This is a genomic window from Pseudomonas sp. GG8 (genome assembly GCF_052976945.1).
The window spans coordinates 965,999-984,594 of sequence record NZ_JBRIIP010000001.1; the positions used below are offsets into that span (position 1 = coordinate 965,999).

At 57.8% G+C, this 18,596-nt stretch carries 19 protein-coding genes; 8 read left to right on the forward strand and 11 right to left on the reverse strand.

Going from position 1 to position 18,596, the window contains the following annotated elements; translation table 11 throughout:
• The first annotated feature begins 1 nt into the window (after window position 1).
• From cyoB to ACVBEG_RS04760, 5 genes are all read left to right on the forward strand, one after another.
• Window positions 2–1,978, forward strand: coding sequence for a cytochrome o ubiquinol oxidase subunit I (gene cyoB / locus ACVBEG_RS04740; RefSeq protein ID WP_322215143.1), 1,977 nt, complete (start codon window positions 2–4; stop codon window positions 1,976–1,978).
• A 3-nt stretch (window positions 1,979–1,981) separates the two neighbouring features.
• Window positions 1,982–2,596 carry a cytochrome o ubiquinol oxidase subunit III gene (locus ACVBEG_RS04745; protein ID WP_219060991.1) on the forward strand — a complete coding sequence of 205 codons (615 nt, stop codon included), beginning with the start codon at window positions 1,982–1,984 and terminating at the stop codon, window positions 2,594–2,596.
• A complete protein-coding gene (gene cyoD, locus ACVBEG_RS04750; protein WP_219060992.1) occupies window positions 2,597–2,929 on the forward strand; it encodes a cytochrome o ubiquinol oxidase subunit IV in 333 nt (110 codons plus the stop codon).
• A 10-nt stretch (window positions 2,930–2,939) separates the two neighbouring features.
• Entirely contained in the window at window positions 2,940–3,827 is an 888-nt protein-coding gene (gene cyoE, locus ACVBEG_RS04755; protein WP_322178095.1) for a heme o synthase, read from the forward strand.
• Window positions 3,828–4,138: 311 nt separating this feature from the next.
• Window positions 4,139–4,645 (forward strand): hypothetical protein, encoded by a 507-nt coding sequence (locus ACVBEG_RS04760; RefSeq protein ID WP_443692495.1) that lies wholly within the window; start codon window positions 4,139–4,141, stop codon window positions 4,643–4,645.
• Window positions 4,646–4,690: 45 nt separating this feature from the next.
• Here ACVBEG_RS04760 and ACVBEG_RS04765 read toward each other — a convergent pair whose 3' ends face one another.
• The 6 genes from ACVBEG_RS04765 to ACVBEG_RS04790 form a co-directional block, all read right to left on the reverse strand.
• Window positions 4,691–5,266 (reverse strand): DUF6701 domain-containing protein, encoded by a 576-nt coding sequence (locus ACVBEG_RS04765; RefSeq protein ID WP_322178097.1) that lies wholly within the window; start codon window positions 5,264–5,266, stop codon window positions 4,691–4,693.
• Complete coding sequence (locus ACVBEG_RS04770; RefSeq protein WP_322178098.1) at window positions 5,250–5,396, reverse strand: hypothetical protein; 147 nt, start codon at window positions 5,394–5,396, stop codon at window positions 5,250–5,252. Before ACVBEG_RS04770 ends, ACVBEG_RS04765 begins: the two co-directional genes overlap by 17 nt.
• Window positions 5,386–5,718, reverse strand: coding sequence for a hypothetical protein (locus ACVBEG_RS04775; protein ID WP_322178099.1), 333 nt, complete (start codon window positions 5,716–5,718; stop codon window positions 5,386–5,388). The genes ACVBEG_RS04770 and ACVBEG_RS04775 overlap by 11 nt, the downstream gene beginning before the upstream one ends.
• A 276-nt stretch (window positions 5,719–5,994) precedes the next feature.
• Window positions 5,995–6,309: a hypothetical protein gene (locus ACVBEG_RS04780; RefSeq protein ID WP_330200636.1), complete on the reverse strand. Its 315-nt coding sequence runs from the start codon at window positions 6,307–6,309 to the stop codon at window positions 5,995–5,997.
• Window positions 6,293–6,907 carry a hypothetical protein gene (locus ACVBEG_RS04785; protein WP_447107419.1) on the reverse strand — a complete coding sequence of 205 codons (615 nt, stop codon included), beginning with the start codon at window positions 6,905–6,907 and terminating at the stop codon, window positions 6,293–6,295. Before ACVBEG_RS04785 ends, ACVBEG_RS04780 begins: the two co-directional genes overlap by 17 nt.
• A 204-nt stretch (window positions 6,908–7,111) precedes the next feature.
• Window positions 7,112–9,403, reverse strand: a complete 2,292-nt coding sequence (locus ACVBEG_RS04790; protein ID WP_447107420.1) for a tetratricopeptide repeat protein — start codon at window positions 9,401–9,403, stop codon at window positions 7,112–7,114.
• A gap of 546 nt (window positions 9,404–9,949) precedes the next feature.
• Here ACVBEG_RS04790 and ACVBEG_RS04795 point away from each other — a divergent pair.
• Genes ACVBEG_RS04795 through ACVBEG_RS04805 form a run of 3 tightly spaced genes read left to right on the forward strand, consistent with a single transcriptional unit; the run spans window position 9,950 to window position 13,556 of the window.
• Entirely contained in the window at window positions 9,950–11,500 is a 1,551-nt protein-coding gene (locus ACVBEG_RS04795; protein ID WP_322183043.1) for an arylsulfatase, read from the forward strand.
• 56 nt (window positions 11,501–11,556) lie between these two features.
• Window positions 11,557–12,834: an OmpP1/FadL family transporter gene (locus ACVBEG_RS04800; protein WP_323569508.1), complete on the forward strand. Its 1,278-nt coding sequence runs from the start codon at window positions 11,557–11,559 to the stop codon at window positions 12,832–12,834.
• Between the two features lie 47 nt (window positions 12,835–12,881).
• The gene (locus ACVBEG_RS04805; RefSeq protein WP_330200684.1) at window positions 12,882–13,556 is read left to right on the forward strand and encodes a DUF3313 domain-containing protein; all 675 of its coding nucleotides are present in this window, start codon (window positions 12,882–12,884) and stop codon (window positions 13,554–13,556) included.
• A 234-nt stretch (window positions 13,557–13,790) separates the two neighbouring features.
• Here the strand turns inward: ACVBEG_RS04805 and phnE are convergent, their stop codons facing one another.
• From phnE to ACVBEG_RS04830, 5 genes are all read right to left on the reverse strand, one after another.
• Window positions 13,791–14,558 carry a phosphonate ABC transporter, permease protein PhnE gene (phnE, locus tag ACVBEG_RS04810; RefSeq protein WP_322215139.1) on the reverse strand — a complete coding sequence of 256 codons (768 nt, stop codon included), beginning with the start codon at window positions 14,556–14,558 and terminating at the stop codon, window positions 13,791–13,793.
• A complete protein-coding gene (locus ACVBEG_RS04815; RefSeq protein ID WP_322178104.1) occupies window positions 14,555–15,382 on the reverse strand; it encodes a PhnE/PtxC family ABC transporter permease in 828 nt (275 codons plus the stop codon). Before ACVBEG_RS04815 ends, phnE begins: the two co-directional genes overlap by 4 nt.
• Window positions 15,376–16,173: a phosphonate ABC transporter ATP-binding protein gene (locus tag ACVBEG_RS04820; RefSeq protein WP_322178105.1), complete on the reverse strand. Its 798-nt coding sequence runs from the start codon at window positions 16,171–16,173 to the stop codon at window positions 15,376–15,378. The genes ACVBEG_RS04815 and ACVBEG_RS04820 overlap by 7 nt, the downstream gene beginning before the upstream one ends.
• A complete protein-coding gene (locus ACVBEG_RS04825) occupies window positions 16,170–17,021 on the reverse strand; it encodes a putative selenate ABC transporter substrate-binding protein (RefSeq protein WP_219061017.1) in 852 nt (283 codons plus the stop codon). The genes ACVBEG_RS04820 and ACVBEG_RS04825 overlap by 4 nt, the downstream gene beginning before the upstream one ends.
• A gap of 156 nt (window positions 17,022–17,177) precedes the next feature.
• Window positions 17,178–18,593, reverse strand: a complete 1,416-nt coding sequence (locus tag ACVBEG_RS04830) for a diguanylate cyclase domain-containing protein (protein WP_322178106.1) — start codon at window positions 18,591–18,593, stop codon at window positions 17,178–17,180.
• Between the last annotated feature and the right edge of the window lie 3 nt (window positions 18,594–18,596).

An 18,596-nucleotide genomic window follows, 5' to 3' on the forward strand; every position in this document is an offset into this window, starting at 1 on the left:
GATGTTCGGTAAATTAACGCTGGAAGCCATTCCCTTCCATGTACCGATCGTAATGGTGACGCTGGTTATCATCATGCTGGTGGGTGCGGGATTGGTTGCTGCAATCTCCTATCACCGCAAGTGGTCCTACCTGTGGACTGAATGGCTGACCTCGGTCGACCACAAGAAAATCGGTGTGATGTACATCATCGTTGCGCTGGTCATGCTCCTGCGCGGCTTCGCCGATGCGATCATGATGCGCTCGCAGCTGGCCCTCGCCAGCGCGGGTTCCGAAGGCTACTTGCCTCCGGAACATTACGACCAGATATTCACCGCTCACGGCGTGATCATGATCTTCTTCATGGCGATGCCTTTTGTGGTCGGCCTGATGAACATCGTCGTACCGCTGCAGATCGGCGCTCGCGACGTTGCCTTCCCGTTCCTCAACTCGTTGAGCTTCTGGTTGTTCGTGGTCGGCGCGGTACTGGTCAACCTGTCCTTGGGGCTCGGCGAGTTTGCCCGTACCGGTTGGGTTGCTTATCCGCCGCTCTCCGGCCTGGCGTATAGCCCAGGTGTCGGGGTCGATTACTACATTTGGGCATTGCAGTTGTCAGGATTGGGTACGTTGCTGACGGGGGTGAACTTCGTTGTCACCATCCTGAAAATGCGCACCCCTGGCATGACGTTGATGAAAATGCCGGTGTTTACCTGGAACTGCCTGTGCACCGCGATCTTGATCGTGGCGTCGTTCCCGATCCTCACCGCGACCTTGATTCTGCTGACGCTGGACCGTTACCTGGGCATGCACTTCTTCACCAACGAGCTTGGTGGCAACCCGATGATGTACGTCAACCTCATCTGGGCCTGGGGCCATCCCGAGGTGTACATCCTGATCCTGCCGGCCTTCGGCATATTCTCGGAAGTGACCTCGACGTTCTCCAAAAAGCGCCTGTTCGGTTACACCTCGCTGGTCTACGCGACCATCGCCATTACCGTGTTGTCCTTCGTTGTCTGGCTGCACCACTTCTTCACCATGGGCTCGGGGGCCAACGTCAACGCCTTCTTTGGCATCATGACGATCATTATCTCCGTGCCCACGGGAGTGAAGATTTTTACCTGGCTGTTCACCATGTTCCGCGGGCGAATTCAATTCACCACGCCGATCCTCTGGACCCTGGGCTTTATCGTGACCTTCAGCATCGGCGGCATGACCGGCGTACTGCTGGCGGTTCCGGGTGCTGACTTCGTGCTGCACAACAGCCTGTTCCTGATCGCGCACTTCCATAACGTGATCATCGGCGGTGCGGTGTTCGGTTACCTGGCGGGCTTCGCCTACTGGTTCCCGAAAGCGTTCGGCTTCACGTTGAACGAGCGTCTGGGCAAGTATGCGTTCTGGTGCTGGATCGTCGGTTTCTACCTGGCATTCATGCCGCTGTACGTGCTCGGCTTCATGGGCATGACCCGTCGTCTGAACCACTACGACAACCCGGCATGGACACCGTGGCTGATCGCTGCGTTCTGTGGTGCGCTGGTCATCATGGTCGGCATCATCTTCCAGATCGCGCAACTGGTGGTCAGCATCCGTGATCGCGAGAAAAACCGTGACCTCACAGGTGACCCGTGGGATGCCCGCACGCTGGAATGGTCGACCTCTTCGCCGCCGCCGTTCTACAACTTCGCCGAGCAACCGCACGTCAATGACCTGGACGCCCACTGGGAGACCAAGGAACGCGGTGTACAGAGCAAAAAAGCAGCCGATTACAAGAAGATCCACATGCCGCGCAACACCGGTGTTGGCGTGTATATCAGCTTTGGCAGTCTGGTCTTTGGCTTCGCGTTGATCTGGCACATCTGGTGGCTGGCCGCCGTCGGTCTGGTCGGCATGGTAGCCACCTTCATCATGCGCAGTAACGACGATGACATCGACTACTACGTTCCCGCCGAAGAAGTGGCGCGAATCGAAAATGCACGCCTTCAAACTTTGGCTAAGCAGGCTTAAACCATGTCGAACTTAGTATTAGAAACTCAGATTGCCCATGCTGAGGAGCATGGGCACGAGGATGCCGGGTCCATGACCGTGTTCGGTTTCTGGATCTACCTGATGACTGACTGCATCCTGTTCGCGACGATCTTCGCCGCATACTCGGTGCTCAGTAACAACGTCGCAGGTGGCCCGTCGGGCAAAGACATCTTCGAACTGCCTTACGTGCTGGTAGAAACCTTCTGCCTGCTGTTCAGCAGTATCACCTACGGCTTCGCCATGCTGGCGATGCACAAGGGCAACAAGAACGGGGTTATCGCCTGGTTGGCGGTAACGTTCTTGCTGGGCCTCGCGTTCATCGGCATGGAAATCAATGAATTCCATCACCTGATCGCCGAGGGCTTTGGCCCTGATCGCAGCGCCTTCCTGTCAGGCTTCTTCACGCTGGTCGGTACTCACGGCCTGCACGTGACATCCGGTCTGATCTGGATGGCGGTGCTGATGTTCCAGATCAAGAAGAAAGGTCTGACCGCAACCAACAACACGCGTCTGAGCTGCCTGAGTCTGTTCTGGCACTTCCTGGACGTGGTCTGGATCTGCGTGTTCACCGTTGTCTATCTGATGGGAGCGCTGTAAATGGCTAACGCACATATCAGCCATGGCGGTGCCGACCATGGCAGCCTGAAGTCCTACGCCGTCGGGTTTTTCCTCTCCGTGATTCTGACGGTGATCCCTTTCGGTCTTTTGATGCACCCGGTGTTCCCCAAGACGATGACCCTGGCCATTGTCGTGGCCTTCGCTGTGGTGCAGATATTCGTGCACCTGGTGTTCTTCCTGCACATGAACAGGTCGTCCGAACAGCGCTGGAACATCATCGCCTTCGCCTTTACCGCCCTGATCATTGCGATCGTGGTCGGCCTGTCGTTGTGGATTATGTACAACGTCCACACGAACATGATGGCGCACTGAGGATCTCCCCATGTCGCTGAAGCACTTTATCCAAATCACCAAGCCGGGGATCATTTTCGGTAATGTGCTTTCGGTGGCAGGTGGCTTTTTCCTGGCGTCCAAAGGGCATGTCGACTTTGGCCTGTTCCTGGCTGCTGTCATCGGCACTTCGTTAGTGGTGGCATCCGGGTGCGTGTTCAACAACTGCATCGACCGCGACATCGACGTGAAGATGGAGCGCACCAGGAATCGGGTACTGGTGCAGGGTCTGGTTTCATTGAGACTGGCCCTGATCTTCGCCAGCGTGCTTGGCATCGCCGGGGTGGGCTTGCTGTATACCAAGGCCAACCCGCTGGCGGCGTTGTTCGCGGTGATCGGTTTTGTGATTTACGTCGGCTTCTATAGCCTGTACCTGAAACGCAAATCGGTGCACGGCACACTGGTCGGCAGCTTGTCCGGGGCAATGCCGCCCGTGATCGGTTACGTCGCGGTGAGTAACAGCTTCGACTTGGCGGCACTGACCCTGTTGGTGATGTTCAGTTTGTGGCAGATGCCGCACTCGTACGCCATCGCGATCTTTCGCTTCAACGATTACCTCGCTGCGTCGATTCCGGTCTTGCCGGTGAAGCGTGGCATCGTCGTCGCCAAGCGTCATATCCTGATCTACACCCTGGCATTCCTGCTGGCCACCTTGATGTTGACCGTGGGGGGTTACGCCGGTCTTAGTTACCTGGCCGTCGCGGCCATCATGGGCATGTACTGGTTGTACATGGCCTGGAGCGGTTACAAGGCAGTGGATGACCGGGTCTGGGCGCGCAAGCTGTTCGTCTTCTCGATCTTCACCATTACCGCGCTGAGCGTGATGATGTCGCTGGATTTTCAGGCGCCCAGTGAGCTGCTGCTGACTTACGCACCTTGAGTTGAGCCAGCCGTTGCACCAGAAACGCCCCGTTCTTTGGATGAAGAACGGGGCGTTTTTTTGTGAGCCCATTGCCCCGGACAAACACGCACGTGCTGCTATCGTTTACACAGATATTTCTAGTGGCCGCAGAGCAAATTCTGGTTTTATGCATGTCTATGTGAAACACGTCTATAAAGGTTGCACGCGATATGAGGTTGGCAGACATCACTCAGTACGGCGGAATCACGGTCATGCTTCCGGCGGCAGTGGTCATCGGTGCCTGGCTTTGGTTTTCCAGGTCCAGACAGTCGGCGCTGTTATGGGGCGCATTGCTGCTGTTTGTGTACGCGATTGTCGGGGCGAGCAAAATCCTCTTCAAAGGATGGGGCATAGGCCTTGAAAGCCTGAACATTGCGGTCATCAGCGGTCATGCCACGAATACTAGCCTAGTGCTACCCGTGGCGATGAGCCTGCTTGCGCGACAGATCAATCCTCGTCTTCGCTGGCCAGGAGCTGGTTTAGGGTTATTGATCGCGTGGTGGTTCAGTATCAACTGCGTGGCACCCTATATCCATCCGCTGCAGGAGGCGATTGCCGGGGCTCTCCTGGGGTCTGTCGCTGCCTGTGGGTTTTTGTATTACCTGGAAAACACAGAGATCAAAAAAATCCCTCATGCGGTGCTGGTGATTGGCCTTGTCCTCATCGCCCTCAACACGACCACCAAGAAATACACCGCCGAGCACGTGCTGAATCGTATCGCTGTCTCCATCTCCGGAGCGGAGACAGCGTTCAAGCGGCCTGAGTGGCGAGCACCAGTCGATACAACAAAGCTTTAAGCGCTTTGTCGATGTGAGTCGCCAGCGCCCGTGAGTAGCAGGTCGCTAGCGATACACTTCGCGGCGAAAAATCATTGGCGATGAGCCTCGATAGATGCCGAATCTGGCCAGCCCCGTTGCAGCTTCACGGCCCTTGCCATTCCAGTCGTAGAAAAGCCAGGACGGTGTTGCCGGTAATCCACCGAGTACCGATCCGTTGATCCCGGGAGGCTGCAAGCGCAACAGCCCCAATCCTGCGCTGGGTGCGATCAACGTAACCTTGTCATTGCCATAGACCTGTTGGCTGAGTTGCCCGGTGTAGCTACTCAGCGCGGGCGTTTGCAAAACGGCTGCCGTGGTGCAGGTATCCAGGCCTTCGACCCGAAAGCTGCCGCCCGCAAGGTTCTGCCACGTCTCGATGCGCAAGGGCAGATCCAATGCCTGCAACTCAGAGCCATGGGCATTGTCCAGACGCAAGCGTCCCAGACGAACTTCGCTGCCGGGGCTGTCGCTAAAGTCATAGCTGTACGCTGAACAACTGTTGCCATCGCCAAAACAGGCACCATCGGTATCGGTCAGTGTTGCAGCGCTGAAACCTTGACGAATGGCCGCGATAAACGGGTAATCATCGGCCAGCGGCAAGAGTGCCGTGTTGCGCGACGGACAGGCGTGCCATGGCGATCACCACCAGGGCGACCACGATGAGTAGGAACATCGCTGCAACCAGGCCAAAACCCTGGGCGCGATGGGGCCAGCGGGGATCAGGGCGCATTGTCGATGTGGACCTGTTGCAAGAGTTGAAAGCTTTCGCCGTCGAGGGTGGTATGCAGCATCAGGGACAGCAAACCGGCGCGCGCGGTGCTGCCGGCCTGGTAGGTAAAGCGTGTTTGCCCACAATCGACATTCATAGCCAACGGCTCAGGGTTGGAACCGGGCGGCGGGGCGGCGGGCAGTGTAGAAAGCAGTTGGTTATAGGTGTATCGAAGCAGTTGGCCATTTTGGCAGCGAAAGCCCACGACCGTCTGGGCCAGATACACACGCTGCTGCGGCGACGCATAGGCAAAGCGAAAACCGGTGGCGGGCAGGTTGCCCACCGCGATAATGCTTTCTCCAGCCGGTGCGCCTGGAAGCAGTACTGAAAGTACTGCCTGTTGGGGTTATCACACCTGGATTGGCCGGTGCCCAGAGATTACTCCCGACAACCGGGTTGCCACCGGACTCGGCACCGATGTTGTACATCACCATCCAGCGGGCCCCGGTCGGATCGAATGCCCCGTCCAGCACCTGCACCGCGAGGCAGCCCAGTAGCTGGAGTTTCTGCGGTCCGTGGTGCGCGTTTTTTTCTACCTGATAAAGGTTGAGGTTCTGCATCAGGAAGCCGTCTGGCGCAGAGCTGCGCCGACGGCTGCCATGCAGAGAGCCTGCATCTGTTCGTCCAGTTCAGCGGCGGGTTGCCCGCTGAACAATTCGCGCAGGTCGAGGGCCTGCAGTTTGACGGTCAGTCCATTACCCAGCGCTTGCAGTGCGGCTTCGCCATCGCGCTTCATGGGCAGTAACAGCAGGCGATTGATGTGCCCCTTGCCTAACTGGCTCTCGAAATAGTCAAGGGAACGCTGGATCTCCAGGGTGGCTGAAGAAAAATCCTGGCCAGCCTGTTCCAGTCGATGCTCAATGACGCGCGCCATGTACAGATCCGCGCCATGCTGCACGCAGATCAAGCCCTCGCTGGAACGCAAGCGCAGCAGTGCGATGTTCAGATTGTCGGCACCGGCCCAGACCAAGATTGCGAAATGCCATTTCGGTAACGTCGATGCTGACCAGATGGAGACCGGCGTGCTTGATCAGCTTGGCCCAGTCCTGCATGCGCGCTTTATTGAGCACTGCGCAGTAGGCCCTGCGCGAGCGGCCACGGTAGGCATCTTCGGGAAGAGCAAATGCGTCAACGACGACATCTTCAAGGGGCTCACTGATAAGGTCCTTGATGCGCCAGCGCATGGCGGCGCCCAAGTCTTCAGCGGGGACATAGGGGCTGTCGAGAAGCAGCATCTGGTAGGCAGCGGGGTGCAACACAAGGTTGACCGGCAAGCCGCCAAGGCCTGATTCGTCGACCATATTTTTCAATACGGTGGGGTGTTGTTCGGGCGTGGCTGCGCGGAAGTTGCAGTGGAGCAGGCGTGGAGCTTCGCCTTGGCTTCTTTGTACCTGGGCTAGAGCTATTCCATTTGGACCTGTTTCAACACCCACCAAACCGCGCGCTGTGGTTTTACTTCTTGGAAACCACATTAACTTCTTATCTCTTTACCTGGCGAGGTGCGCCAGGATCACCGATCCCGCATACAGCGTGATGTCAAAACAATAGCACGTATTGTAGGTCGATCATAATACTTAGATGGGCGGTCCAAAAACTGTAGTTTTGGGCAGCATTTCCGGCGATCCGCTTCATGCTGGCTGGCATAAAGAAAAGGGCATTTAAGTGGCGGAAAGGAATCATTTGAGGGCAGGGTCTTCAGGGTTGATGTGCGTCCATGCGCCTATCAACTTTCGCGCCTTTGGCTCATGACCGTTCTTCAGATCGTACTGGATCAGCAACAGCCTGGCATCGCGGTTGGCTGGCTGGTGTTCGAGCATCTGTTCCAGTTGTGAGCAGGCTTCATCGACCTGGCCGTTTTCGTACAAGGCCACTGCCAGCACGTAGCCATACTGAGCGTTTTGCGGTTCGAGTCGGGCAGCCCTGCGTAACGCGGGGATGGCCTGCACCCGCTGTCCCGCGCGAATCATTGCCAGGCCTTGGGCCTGGTGTAGCAAGGCGACGTCAGGGTGTTCGCGCAGGCCGTCGTCCAGCAACTGCCGAGCTTCTTTGCCGCGAGCATTTGATTCCAGCCACTCGACCAGCGTGACCAGCGCCGGAAAGAAATCCGGGTCACGTTGCAAGGCTGCACGCAGGCGGGGTTCGACATCTGCATTGCGGCCACTGGCCTGGTAGAGCATCGCCAGGTTGAGGTTGGCTTCGGCGCGTTCCATCAGGCTCAACTGCACAGCCTCGTACTCGCCGATGGCTGTATTCCAGCTTGGCTGCGATGCCCCCAATCCGCCATTCGCAGCGCCTGGCAGAGCACGGGCGGCGGCGATTCGTACGGCGCGGACCGGGTCATCGAGCCGCGGTGATAGCAACGCCAGACGTTGCGCCTCGGGCATAAGGGCGCTGACCGCGCGAATGGCACTTTCGCGCACATGCGGTGCCGGATTGTTCAGATCCTTGGTGACCAGCCTCAGCGCTTGTGCGCTGGGGTAGGCGGGCAGCTCGGCGAGTAGTGTTGCACGTTGGATGGCGGGCAGATTGCTACGTTGCAGCTGCTCGTACAACGCCTGTGCTGCACCGACCTGACCACCGCGAATCAGCGAGAGGCTTTCGTCGTAGCGCGATGCCTGGTCAGGCCGGTCGCCGGTCCAGAGCTTGAATTGCTCAATAATTTTGTTGCCCGCCACGCTTTGGTGGCAGCTCAAACAGGCATCCGGCGTACCGAGCGTCTGTGCGCGCAGGGGGTTGGGGATACTGAAACTGTGGTCGTGGCGAAAGTCATTGCCCATGTACAGCTTGCCAGGCATGTGGCAATCGACACATTGCGAGCCTGGCTTTCCAACCTGATGCCGATGGTGCTCGGGAGAGTCGTAGTTCTTCGCTTGCAGGCCCTTGCCATTGACACGCTCGACGGAGGTTTTGCCTGCTGTGTTGTGGCATTGCACGCACACACCGTTGCCTGGGGCCTTGAGTGCGGTGCTATGAGGGTTGTGGCAACTACTGCAGCGCACGCCCTTGTCGAACATTTTGCTTTGCAGGAAAGAACCGTATTCGAACACTTCATCCTTGATCTTGCCGTCCACCGTATAGAGTTCGGGCGTCAGCAGGCTGGGCAGGTAATCATCCATCAACCGTTTGCCGACCTGATAACCGTCGTCCAGCGGTGCGCGACGAGCATGGCACCGGGCGCAGGTCTCGATCTCGGTGGTGGCGTCTTTGTCTTTGAGGTCGACGACAAAGCCGGCATGCGTCAGGTCATTGGGCTTTGTCGCCCACGCTAAATGATTGGAGGCCGGACCATGGCAGGCCTGACAGCCGACTCCCAGACTGTTCCACTGGCTGGCAAAACTATCGCTCACGGCGTCGAAATTGCGTTTGAAGCCAGTGGTATGGCATTCGACACACATGAAGTTGGCGTTCTGGCTCGGCTTGCTCCAGTGCAAGGGATTCTTGAAGTTCACACCTTGGCCTGGATAGAGATGAAACCAGCGATGTTTCTCGGTATCCCAGGCCACCCCCAACGCTTGCAACCGCCCGCCGGGTGTCTCTATCAAATACTGCTGCAAGGGGGCGACGCCGAAGGTGTAAGCGACTTTGAAATCAGCGGGTTTACCGTCTGCGCCAGGAGTATTGACCCAGAAGCCGTCATTTTTATGAGAGAAGCGGGTGGTCTCTCTCTTGTTTTTGAACGTGACGTCACTGAAATTGGCGAGGACCGTTTCGGCGTTAGCCGGTTGCATGGCCAACTGGTGATGGGAGCCTTGCCAATCTTTTACCTGCGCACTGTGGCAACTCTGGCATTGCTGCTCGTCGACCATTTTTGCTGCTGGCGCGGGGGGTGTTTTCAGAGACGGCGGTGCTGATGTGATGGCGGGTGAATAGATCAAAGGTGCGGGCTTACTGTGTTGGAAGAACAGCCAACTACTAAAAATTGCCAGGGGTAACAGGATCGCTAAAACGATACGCAGAGAGGGCGTCATGAAAGTGCGTCGTAAACCCGATGTGGAGTGCGCTGATTTATTTTTATGTTTCGGCATTCCGTTGTCCTGATAGAACATTGTCCAATGCTGTTGCAGCTTTGACGCAGGATAGAGGTCTGTCAAATATTCATTCTGTGTTTTCTCACATTATTTACACTAACGTGTTCGGCGGTTTTCGATATTCATTCCTGTTTATCTGCGGGCGCGGGGGTTCGTGTTCATAGTGAAACTGAATAATTATTATGTCTAAACGTTATGAATCTCTGTGAGGGCCGACGAAAGAGTGTCGGTAACGAACCTGCGCGATAGAGGGTTTTGCGGGCATATTGCAGGCCTGGAAGTTGGCAGCCGTTCCAGGGCGAGCGATAAAAAAGAAAGTGGCTATCTGAGTATTCTCGCCTAGGATTAAATTCAGCTACTGTGTGTATCCCGAATTTTCACGTTGTAGGCTAGTCCTGAGACTTTCATAAGAGTACTGAGGAACTGACCGTGACAAAAATAATCGATTTTTTGGCGCTGACAGTAACAACACTTCTGCTTACTGCCATGCCCCTGCACGTGCAGGCCGCGTCCGATAAACCCAACATTGTTGTCATCATGGCCGATGATGTCGGCTGGTTTAATATTGGCGCCTATCATCAAGGCATGATGGCGGGTAAAACACCGAACCTCGACAGTCTGGCGGCCCAGGGCATGCGGTTTACCGATTATTACGCCGAGGCGAGTTGCACCGCTGGCCGGGCCAACTTCATCACCGGTGAGTTACCCATCCGCACGGGCATGACCACCGTAGGCCAGGCCGGTTCACCGATTGGTATTCCCGATCAGGCATTGACCCTTGCGACAACGCTTAAGTCGATGGGCTATTCCACGGGGCAGTTTGGCAAAAACCATTTGGGTGACTTGAACGAGTTCCTGCCAACGGTTCACGGCTTTGACGAGTTCTTTGGCTACCTCTATCACCTTGACGCGATGGAAGATCCGGCCCACCCAAACTATCCACAGGCGCTTAAAGATACGGTCGGCCCGCGTAACATGGTGCACAGCTGGGCAACCGACACTGATGACCCTACGGTGATGCCGCGTTGGGGCAAAGTGGGCAAGCAGAAAGTCGAAGATGCCGGCACACTCTATCCGGAGAGAATGAGAACGGTCGACGAGGAGATTCGCGACGTTGCCTTGAGCTTCATTGATAAGGCCAAGAAGGATGACAAGCCGTTCTTCCTCTGGCTCAACCCTACACGTATGCACGTCACCACTCACCTGTCGCCCAAATATGAAGGGATGCGTAACGCGGACAACGACTGGACTATCCAAGAGGCCGGGATGGCCCAGCTGGATGACATCGTTGGCGATGTCCTGAAGAAGCTCAAGGACATGGGCCTCGACGATAACACCATTGTTGTATTCACCACCGATAACGGTGCCGAGAACTTTACGTGGCCGGACGGTGGTCAGACGCCATTTGCTGGCGGGAAGGGGACGGCGCTGGAAGGTGGCTTCCGTGTCCCGGCCATTCTGCGCTGGCCAGGGAAAGTTCCGGCCGGTAAGGTCGAGAACGGGATCATGTCAGGGATGGACTGGTTCCCGACGTTTGTCGCTGCGGCGGGTAATCCGAACATCGTCGAAGAGTTACTGAAGGGTAAACAAGTCGGCAGTCAAAGCTACAAGGTGCACCTTGATGGCTACAATCAGACCGACATGATCATGGGCAAGGGACCGTCGACGCGCCACGAAGTCTTCTATTTCACCGAAGGCACGCTCTCCGCCGTGCGTATCGACGATTTCAAATACCGCTTCACTGATCAACCCGATGGCTGGATCGGCAGTACCGTGAAGTTGGACATGCCGGTTCTCACCAACCTGCGCCTTGATCCCTTCGAGCGCACGGGCTTTACCAAAGGCGCTCAAGGCTCATACCAGTACATGAACTGGTTCCTCTACGAATTTTGGCGCTTTCAGTTCGTGCAAAAAGAAGTCGCCAAGGTGGCGGCGACTGCGATTGAGTTTCCTCCAATGCAAAAGGGTGCCAGCTTTAACCTGGATGCAGTGAAGGAGCAAATCCAGCACGCGATGTTGAGCCAGTCAGGTAAGTAACTCACTCAGAAATCGATCGGGTAGGCGGTGTGCGCCTACTTGATCCTGGAGTTCTTATGCCGTCAAAAACAGGTACGCTGCCGGTCTCCGCGTTTACTCTGCTGACGCTCTGTTACAGCCAACAGGCGCTGGCAGGAGGCATCATGCTTTATGAGATCGGTAGCGATAATACCGGTCTGGTCAATGCGGGTGCCGCGGCGCGTGCGCAAGGGCCGTCTACCATTGCGAGTAACCCGGCAGGCCTCAGTTATCTGGAGGGCACCCAGATCGCGGCCGGTGCTCAACTTATTTACGGCAATGTGAAGTTTGATGCTGACGGGGACACTAACGTGGCTGGCAGTGGCAGCGGCGATGTTATTGAACCGACACCGGGTGCCAGCTTCTTTATAAGCCATAAACTGGATGAACACTGGAGTGTCGGCTTTGGCACGTATGGCGACTTCGGTCTGGCGCTCAGTTATAAGAATGACTGGTACGGTCGCTACTTCAGTCAATATGGAAGTATTGGTGGTTTGTCATTTGTACCCAGTGTGGCCTATCGGTTCAATGACGAGTGGTCAGTGGGCGTTGGCATAAAGGCCATGTACGGCATGTTGCAAGCTCAGGCGGCGATCAATCGGTCTCCTTTTGGATTAACGGATCGTGCTGACGGGCAGTACAAATATGAGGACAGTACATGGGGGTACGGCGCTAACCTGGGGGTTATTTATGCACCCAAGCCGGGCACCCGGATTGGTTTGGCTTATACCAGTAAGATCAATCTTGATTTCAAGGACCGTATAGACGTTCAAGGGAATGGCCTGTTACTGGACCGCGTGAATGGTACGGACACCACGCTCGGTGTGCAGGTCCCACAAACGGTCACGCTCAGCCTCTATCAGCAACTCGACGCGCAATGGGCCGTGCTGGCGACCGTCAACTGGCAGGACTGGTCACAGTTCGGCGAGATCTATATCGATGTCGATACGTCCAGGGCGGGTGGGCAGTCAACCACCGTTAATGCGCCTTATAAGGACACCTATCAATTAGCGCTGGGCACACAGTACCGAGCCACACCGAAACTGCTTTGGAGTGGCGGTGTCGCCTACGATACCTCGGCGGTATCGAACAGTGATCGAACCTTGAATGTCCCTATGAGTGCTCAATGGCATGTGGGGGCCGGGGTCACTTATGCAGTGGATCATGATACCGACCTTAACCTCGGCTGGGATTTTGTGTGGATGGGCGATATGCCTGTCGACCAGAGCAAACGTCTGTCAGGTGATCGCGTTTCCGGCCAGTTCAGTAGCGCCTGGATTCAGTCTGTTACCGGCAATATGACGTGGCGTTTCTAACGCCTGACAACAATAAATACCCTATTAATCCCATGAGTACAAAGCACATGAAAGCATCACGTAAATTGCTTGTCGGCATTGCGCTGAGCAGCTTGTTGCTGGGTGGTTGTGTCTCGAAAGTGACTGAAAAGGAGCAGTTCTCAGGCTTTTTGCCGAATTACGATGGACTCCAGGAAACGACGTCGTCGAGCGGGAAGGAAGTGCTGCGCTGGGTGGCTCCCGACTTTAAACCCGGGGCGTACTCTACGGTGGTGTTCAACGAACTTGAGTTGTACCCCGCACCCAAGCCGACGGATCGGGTTGACATGAAAACGCTGAAGCAAATACAGGCGTATGCCAGCAGCAGTGCCAAGGGTGTTCTTTCACAAAGGTACCGGGTGGTGAACAGCCTGCAGGCTGTACCACCCGGTTCGCGCACCTTGATCATGCACGCGGCAATTACGGGTGTAACGGCCTCTAACGAAGGTATGCACTGGTACGAAGTGGTTCCGGTCGCGGCGGTTGTGGGGGCGGCCAGCGCTGCTTCCGGCCATCGCGATCAGAACAGTGAACTTTACATTGAGGCGAGTTTTGTCGACGCCGCCACGGGTTCGCCAGTGGTGAAAGTCGTGCGTAAAGTTTTCGGTAAAACCCTGAAAAATGAAAGCCAGGCGATTACCGTGGATGACTTCAAGGCCGCGATCGACGGGCTGGCAGGTGATATGAGAGCGTTCATCAAGTAGCGATAGAGTCACTCCGGAGCAACAAGGCCGCTTAAAGCGGCCTTGTATAACGGTGTCTATATGCTACTGAACAACACTTTTATTACCCTGCGCTCCTCAACGTCGACCACCGTGCCGGAATCGACCCGGAGCTGCCAGCCGTTAGTAGTCGAGAGCGAGCTATGTATGGCGTTTTTCAGGGCCATTCGGCGTCTTATCGTCACTTTTATGATTTTACCTGTTCGGTGGACGCGATCAGGCCTTGACCCAGCGCTGGCGGCTCCAGCCGCTCAGGGCATCGACGGCGAATACCAGCAACAGCATGGCCAGGATCACCGTGCTGGCTTGGGCTTCCTGGAACAGACTGAGGCTGACATAGAGCATCTGCCCCAAACCGCCAGCGCCGACGAAGCCGAGCACGCTGGCCATGCGGATATTGTTTTCCCAGCGGTACAAACAGTAGGCCAGCAGTTGTGGCAACAGGTTGGGCAGTGTGCCGTAACAGAAGGCCCACACCGGATTACCGCCCTGCAGGCGGATAGCCTCGGCGGGTTCTGGCGGAGTGTTTTCCAGGGCTTCAGCGAACAGCCTGCCGAGTACACCGGTGGTGTGCAGGGCCAGGGCCAGGGTGCCGGCATTCGGGCCGAGGCCAGCGGCCAGTACCATCAGCGTCGCCCAAACCATTTCCGGGATCGCGCGCAGGGCGTTGAGCACAAGGCGCGACGCGCTCTGCAGCGGCCAGCCAAAGCGGCCGGCGGCGGGCAGTGCCAACAGCAGACCGAACACGGCGGCGAGCAGGGTGCCGAGGGCGGACATGGCCAGGGTTTCCAGGGCGCCATAACCGATGGCCTGGAGATGGCCAGTGCTCAGGTCCGGGCTGAGAAAACGCTGCACATAGGCGCCCATCTGGTTCAGGCTGCGGGTGCTGCCCAGCTCACCGAAGTCGATGCCCAGATAGGCGAACGAGGCGATGACTGCTGCGCCGATGCCGAGGACCAGCAGCAGGTTGAACAGGCGATTCATGCCAGCCTCCAGCGCAGCAGGCGGCTGAGTTGGTCGGCGAGCATGACCAGGACGAAGAAGGTCAGCAGCATGCTGGCCACTTCGCCCCCGGCGAACATGCGCATCGACAGGTCGATCTGCTGGCCCAGGCCGCCGGCGCCGACGAAGCCCATTACCACCGAGGCGCGGATCGCGCATTCCCAGCGGTACACCGTGTACGACAGCAGCTCTGCAGCGACATTGGGCAGGATGCCGTAGCAGAAGGCCGCCAGCCGACCACTGCCAGCCTGCATCAGGGCGTGGGCCGGGCGCTGGTCGACCGACTCGAATATTTCCGCGTAGACCTTGCCGAGCATGCCGCTGTAGGTGATGGCAATGGCCAGTACCCCAGCAGCCGGGCCGAGGCCGACGGCACGGACGAACAGCAGGGCCCAAACGATTTCCGGCACGCTACGCAGGAAGATCAGCAGCCCGCGTACTGGCCAGCGCAGCAGTTGTGCCCAGCGGCTCGGGTGCCCGCCACGAGAGGCGGCGGACAGTGACAGCGCGCGACTGGCCAGCAGGCTGGCGGGTACTGCCAGTAGCAGGGCCAGGGCCATGCCGGCCGTGGCGATGGCCAGGGTCTGCAGGGTGGCTTGCAGCAGCAACTGGATGAACTCCTCGCCATGGGCGGGAGGCCAGAACGCGGAGACGAAGCGGCCTATCTCGCTCTGACTGTCGGTCGCCAGCAGAACGCTCAGGTCCAACTCGCTGAGCCGGATACCCGGCCACAGCAGGGCGATGGCCAGCAGGCTGAGCAGCAGACGAGGCCCGGTGGCCGGGTCGCGGTTGTCGCGCGTCAGCATCGGGGAATCTGCACGCTCAAGGGTGTATCTGGAACCGGTGCAGGCTGCAGAGATTCGTTGGCATAGAGCGTGTCGAGTAGGTCGCGGCTGACGTCGCTGGCTGGACGGTCAAACAGGATTTGCCCGTCGCGCACGCCAATGATGCGTGGGAAGTGCGACAGGGCCAGGTCCACTGCATGCAGACTGGCGACCAGGGTGACGTCGTGCTCCTGCGCATGCTGGCAGAGGACTGCCAGGGTGTGCGCCGCCAACACCGGGTCCATGGCCGACACGGGCTCATCGGCCAGTAACACCTCGGGAGCTTGGTACAGCACACGGGCAATGCCTACGCGCTGTAGTTGGCCGCCGGACAGTTGCTGGCACTGGGCGAATAGCTTGTCGCTAAGGTCCAGCCTGGCCAATGCCGCGCGCGCACCGGGAATATCCAGCGGATGCAGCAGGTTCAGCAAGCTCTTGCCCAGACCCCACTGGCCAAGCTTTCCGGCCAGTACCGCAGTGATTACGCGCTGGCGTGGTGGCAGTGGTGGCGACTGATGCACCAGACCGATGCGCGCGCGCAGGCGCTGACGCTGGTGCGCAGAAAGCTGCCAAGGCCGCTCGCCGAGCACCTGGACCTCGCCGCTGCTGGGCCGCAGGGCGGTGGCCAGCAGGTTGAGCAGGCTCGACTTGCCCGCGCCGGACGGGCCAATAATGGCGACCTGTTCGCGGGCACCGATGTGCAGGTCCACGCTGCGTAACGCGTGGACTCCATTGGCGTGGCTGAGGCTGGCCTGGATAAGGCGCAGGGTCATTTCAGCAGGTCGGCGGCGCGTGCGGCTTCCTCGATACCCTTGTAGTTCTCAGGCTTGGTTTCGATGAAACGGCTGGCGGCCTGCAGGTCGAGGATTGCCTTTTGCTCCGGGTTCGCAGGATCGAGGGCGAGGAAGGCGGCCTTGATTTTGGCAGTCAGTACCGGGTCGAGGGTGCCGCGCACGGTCCAGTTGTAGTCGTAGTAGGTCGGGGTGGTGGCGAATACTCTGACCTTGCTGGTGTCGACCTTGCCGGCGGCGACCAGTTTGTCCCAGACGCTGGCGTTGAGTACCCCGGCGTCGACCTTGCCGGCCTGGACCCAGGCGACGGTGGCGTCATGGGCGCCGGAGTAGCCTACGCGGCTAAAGAAGGTTTCCGGCTTGATACCGTCCTTGAGCATGAAGTAGCGCGGCATAAGGCTGCCGGAGGTGGACGACACCGAACCGAAGGCGAAGGTCTTGCCCTTGAGATCCGCGAGGGATTTGACCGCAGGGTCGGCGGTGATGAACTTGCTGGTGAACTGGGCATCCTGCTCGCGCTGTACCAGCGGAATGGCGTTACCGGTTTTCAGGCGTGCCTGAACGAAGGTAAAGCCGCCCAGCCAGGCCAGGTCGATACGGTCGGTGGCCAGCGCCTCAACCACGGCCGGGTAGTCGGCAACCGGAATGAACTCGACCTTCATGCCCAACTGTTGTTCCAGATAGGCGCCCAGCGGCTTGAACTTGCGCAGCAGTTCGGTCGGGGCTTCATCAGGGATGGCGCTGACTTTCAGAGTGTCGGCGGCCTGTGCGAACAGGGTTGAAAGGGACAGGGCAAAGCCTGCGGCCAGCACCAGCGTACGCTTGAGCATGGAAGTTCTCCGGTTAAATAGCGGAAAAATGTCGAGGCGCCTGGCGCGAGCTGTTTGCTGCACGGCGCTTCGTGAGGGTAGACGAAACGGCGCGATTATATGACCCCCTGCGCGAAAGACCAGCTTTGCACACCAGGGGGAGATTCAAATCATGTTCTATTCACAAAACCGAATCGTGTTTCGTCCATGCTCTTTGGCCTGATACATCGCTGAGTCAGCCGAATCTATGACGTGTTCTTCACTTGCTTCGCGTCCCTTAAAGAGGGTTACACCGATGCTGGCCGTGCAGCGATGCTCAATGGTGAGACTCAGCAAATAGGGCGTCGACAAACTGATGCGTATCTTTTCGGCAATGCGTCTTGCCTGAGCAGTGGCTTCGCGCTTGTCGCAGCTCAGGTCACACAGCAGTACGACGAATTCGTCACCGCCAAAGCGGGCGACGGTGTCCGCTTCGCGTACGCAGGCTTTCAGGCGGTTGGCGACCTCGATCAGCAGCAGGTCGCCGACGCTGTGGCCATGCGTGTCATTGAGTGGCTTGAAGTTATCCATGTCGAGGAATAACAGGGCGCCGTAGCAGTTACTGCGGTTGCTGGACGACATTGCCTGGGTGAGGCGATCTTCCAGCAGGCGGCGATTGGGCAAGTGGGTCAGCGTGTCACGGAACGCCAACTGGTTGACCTGCTCTTCCAACAGCTTGCGCCGGGTGACCTCTCGCGTAATACCGTGGTAGCCGATAATCTCACCCTGTTCGTCAAGGTCCGGCTTCGACAGCACCTCCCCCCAGAGCAGGCTGCCGTCTTTGCAGCGATGCTGTACCTCAAAGGTCACAAAGTCATCCGACGAAGGTGGCCGTTCAGATCGCCGTCTTTCCTCCATCAGGTGCTTGACCATGGCCACACCCTCGTCGGTAAACAGTTCAAAGACGTGATGCCCGACTACCTCGTCGGCCTTGAAGCCACGCAGGCGTTCGTCGGCGGGGTTGATGTAGGTGATGAACAGGTCACGGTCTGTTTTCCAGTGGACATCGCGAGTGTCCTCGGTGAGCTGGCGATAGAGAGCTTCGCTTGCATGCAGTGCCTGGGTGCGTTCCTCGACCAGTGCCTCCAGAGTGCGGTTGCGCTCCTGCAGGCTCTTGAGGGGATACACCTCGCCATCCTCCGCCCGGTGATAGGGAATGGAGATACCGCTGTGAACGATTTTCCACTCTTCACCTTCGAGGCGGAAAATCAGCACCAGGCGTGCCGCTTCCTTTGCAAGCATATCGCCGTCAACGGGCAAGTGAATGCGGAATAAAGCGGTGGCAACCACCACCTCTTCACCCAGGTCCTGCAGAGAGAGATCGAGCATCTCAATGCGGATACGTTCAGGCACTTGAGAGAAGTCCTGGCGAGTGATCGTCTGCCAGTCGGCGAGATCCTTGACCAGAAAATCGCCGCTCCCCGTATACCCACTGAAGTTTTTACTGAAGCGGGTCGTCAGGCTCTGATCCCGAGAGGCGTACATCTCGATGTACTCTTCAAACAGGGCGCGAATCAGGCGCTGTCGATCCGGAGACTGGGTGCTGATGGTCATGGC

Excerpts from the sequence above, each read along its gene's own strand:
- cyoB (WP_322215143.1), top strand. The coding sequence starts at position 2 with ATGTTCGGTAAATTAACGCTGGAAGCCATTCCCTTCCATGTACCGATC.
- ACVBEG_RS04745 (WP_219060991.1), top strand. The coding sequence starts at position 1,982 with ATGTCGAACTTAGTATTAGAAACTCAGATTGCCCATGCTGAGGAGCAT.
- cyoD (WP_219060992.1), top strand. The coding sequence starts at position 2,597 with ATGGCTAACGCACATATCAGCCATGGCGGTGCCGACCATGGCAGCCTG.
- cyoE (WP_322178095.1), top strand. The coding sequence starts at position 2,940 with ATGTCGCTGAAGCACTTTATCCAAATCACCAAGCCGGGGATCATTTTC.
- ACVBEG_RS04770 (WP_322178098.1), bottom strand. The coding sequence starts at position 5,396 with ATGCGCCCTGATCCCCGCTGGCCCCATCGCGCCCAGGGTTTTGGCCTG.
- ACVBEG_RS04780 (WP_330200636.1), bottom strand. The coding sequence starts at position 6,309 with ATGGCGCGCGTCATTGAGCATCGACTGGAACAGGCTGGCCAGGATTTT.
- ACVBEG_RS04785 (WP_447107419.1), bottom strand. The coding sequence starts at position 6,907 with ATGTGGTTTCCAAGAAGTAAAACCACAGCGCGCGGTTTGGTGGGTGTT.
- ACVBEG_RS04790 (WP_447107420.1), bottom strand. The coding sequence starts at position 9,403 with ATGACGCCCTCTCTGCGTATCGTTTTAGCGATCCTGTTACCCCTGGCA.
- ACVBEG_RS04795 (WP_322183043.1), top strand. The coding sequence starts at position 9,950 with ATGCCCCTGCACGTGCAGGCCGCGTCCGATAAACCCAACATTGTTGTC.
- ACVBEG_RS04800 (WP_323569508.1), top strand. The coding sequence starts at position 11,557 with ATGCCGTCAAAAACAGGTACGCTGCCGGTCTCCGCGTTTACTCTGCTG.
- ACVBEG_RS04805 (WP_330200684.1), top strand. The coding sequence starts at position 12,882 with ATGAAAGCATCACGTAAATTGCTTGTCGGCATTGCGCTGAGCAGCTTG.
- phnE (WP_322215139.1), bottom strand. The coding sequence starts at position 14,558 with ATGAATCGCCTGTTCAACCTGCTGCTGGTCCTCGGCATCGGCGCAGCA.
- ACVBEG_RS04815 (WP_322178104.1), bottom strand. The coding sequence starts at position 15,382 with ATGCTGACGCGCGACAACCGCGACCCGGCCACCGGGCCTCGTCTGCTG.
- ACVBEG_RS04820 (WP_322178105.1), bottom strand. The coding sequence starts at position 16,173 with ATGACCCTGCGCCTTATCCAGGCCAGCCTCAGCCACGCCAATGGAGTC.
- ACVBEG_RS04825 (WP_219061017.1), bottom strand. The coding sequence starts at position 17,021 with ATGCTCAAGCGTACGCTGGTGCTGGCCGCAGGCTTTGCCCTGTCCCTT.
- ACVBEG_RS04830 (WP_322178106.1), bottom strand. The coding sequence starts at position 18,593 with ATGACCATCAGCACCCAGTCTCCGGATCGACAGCGCCTGATTCGCGCC.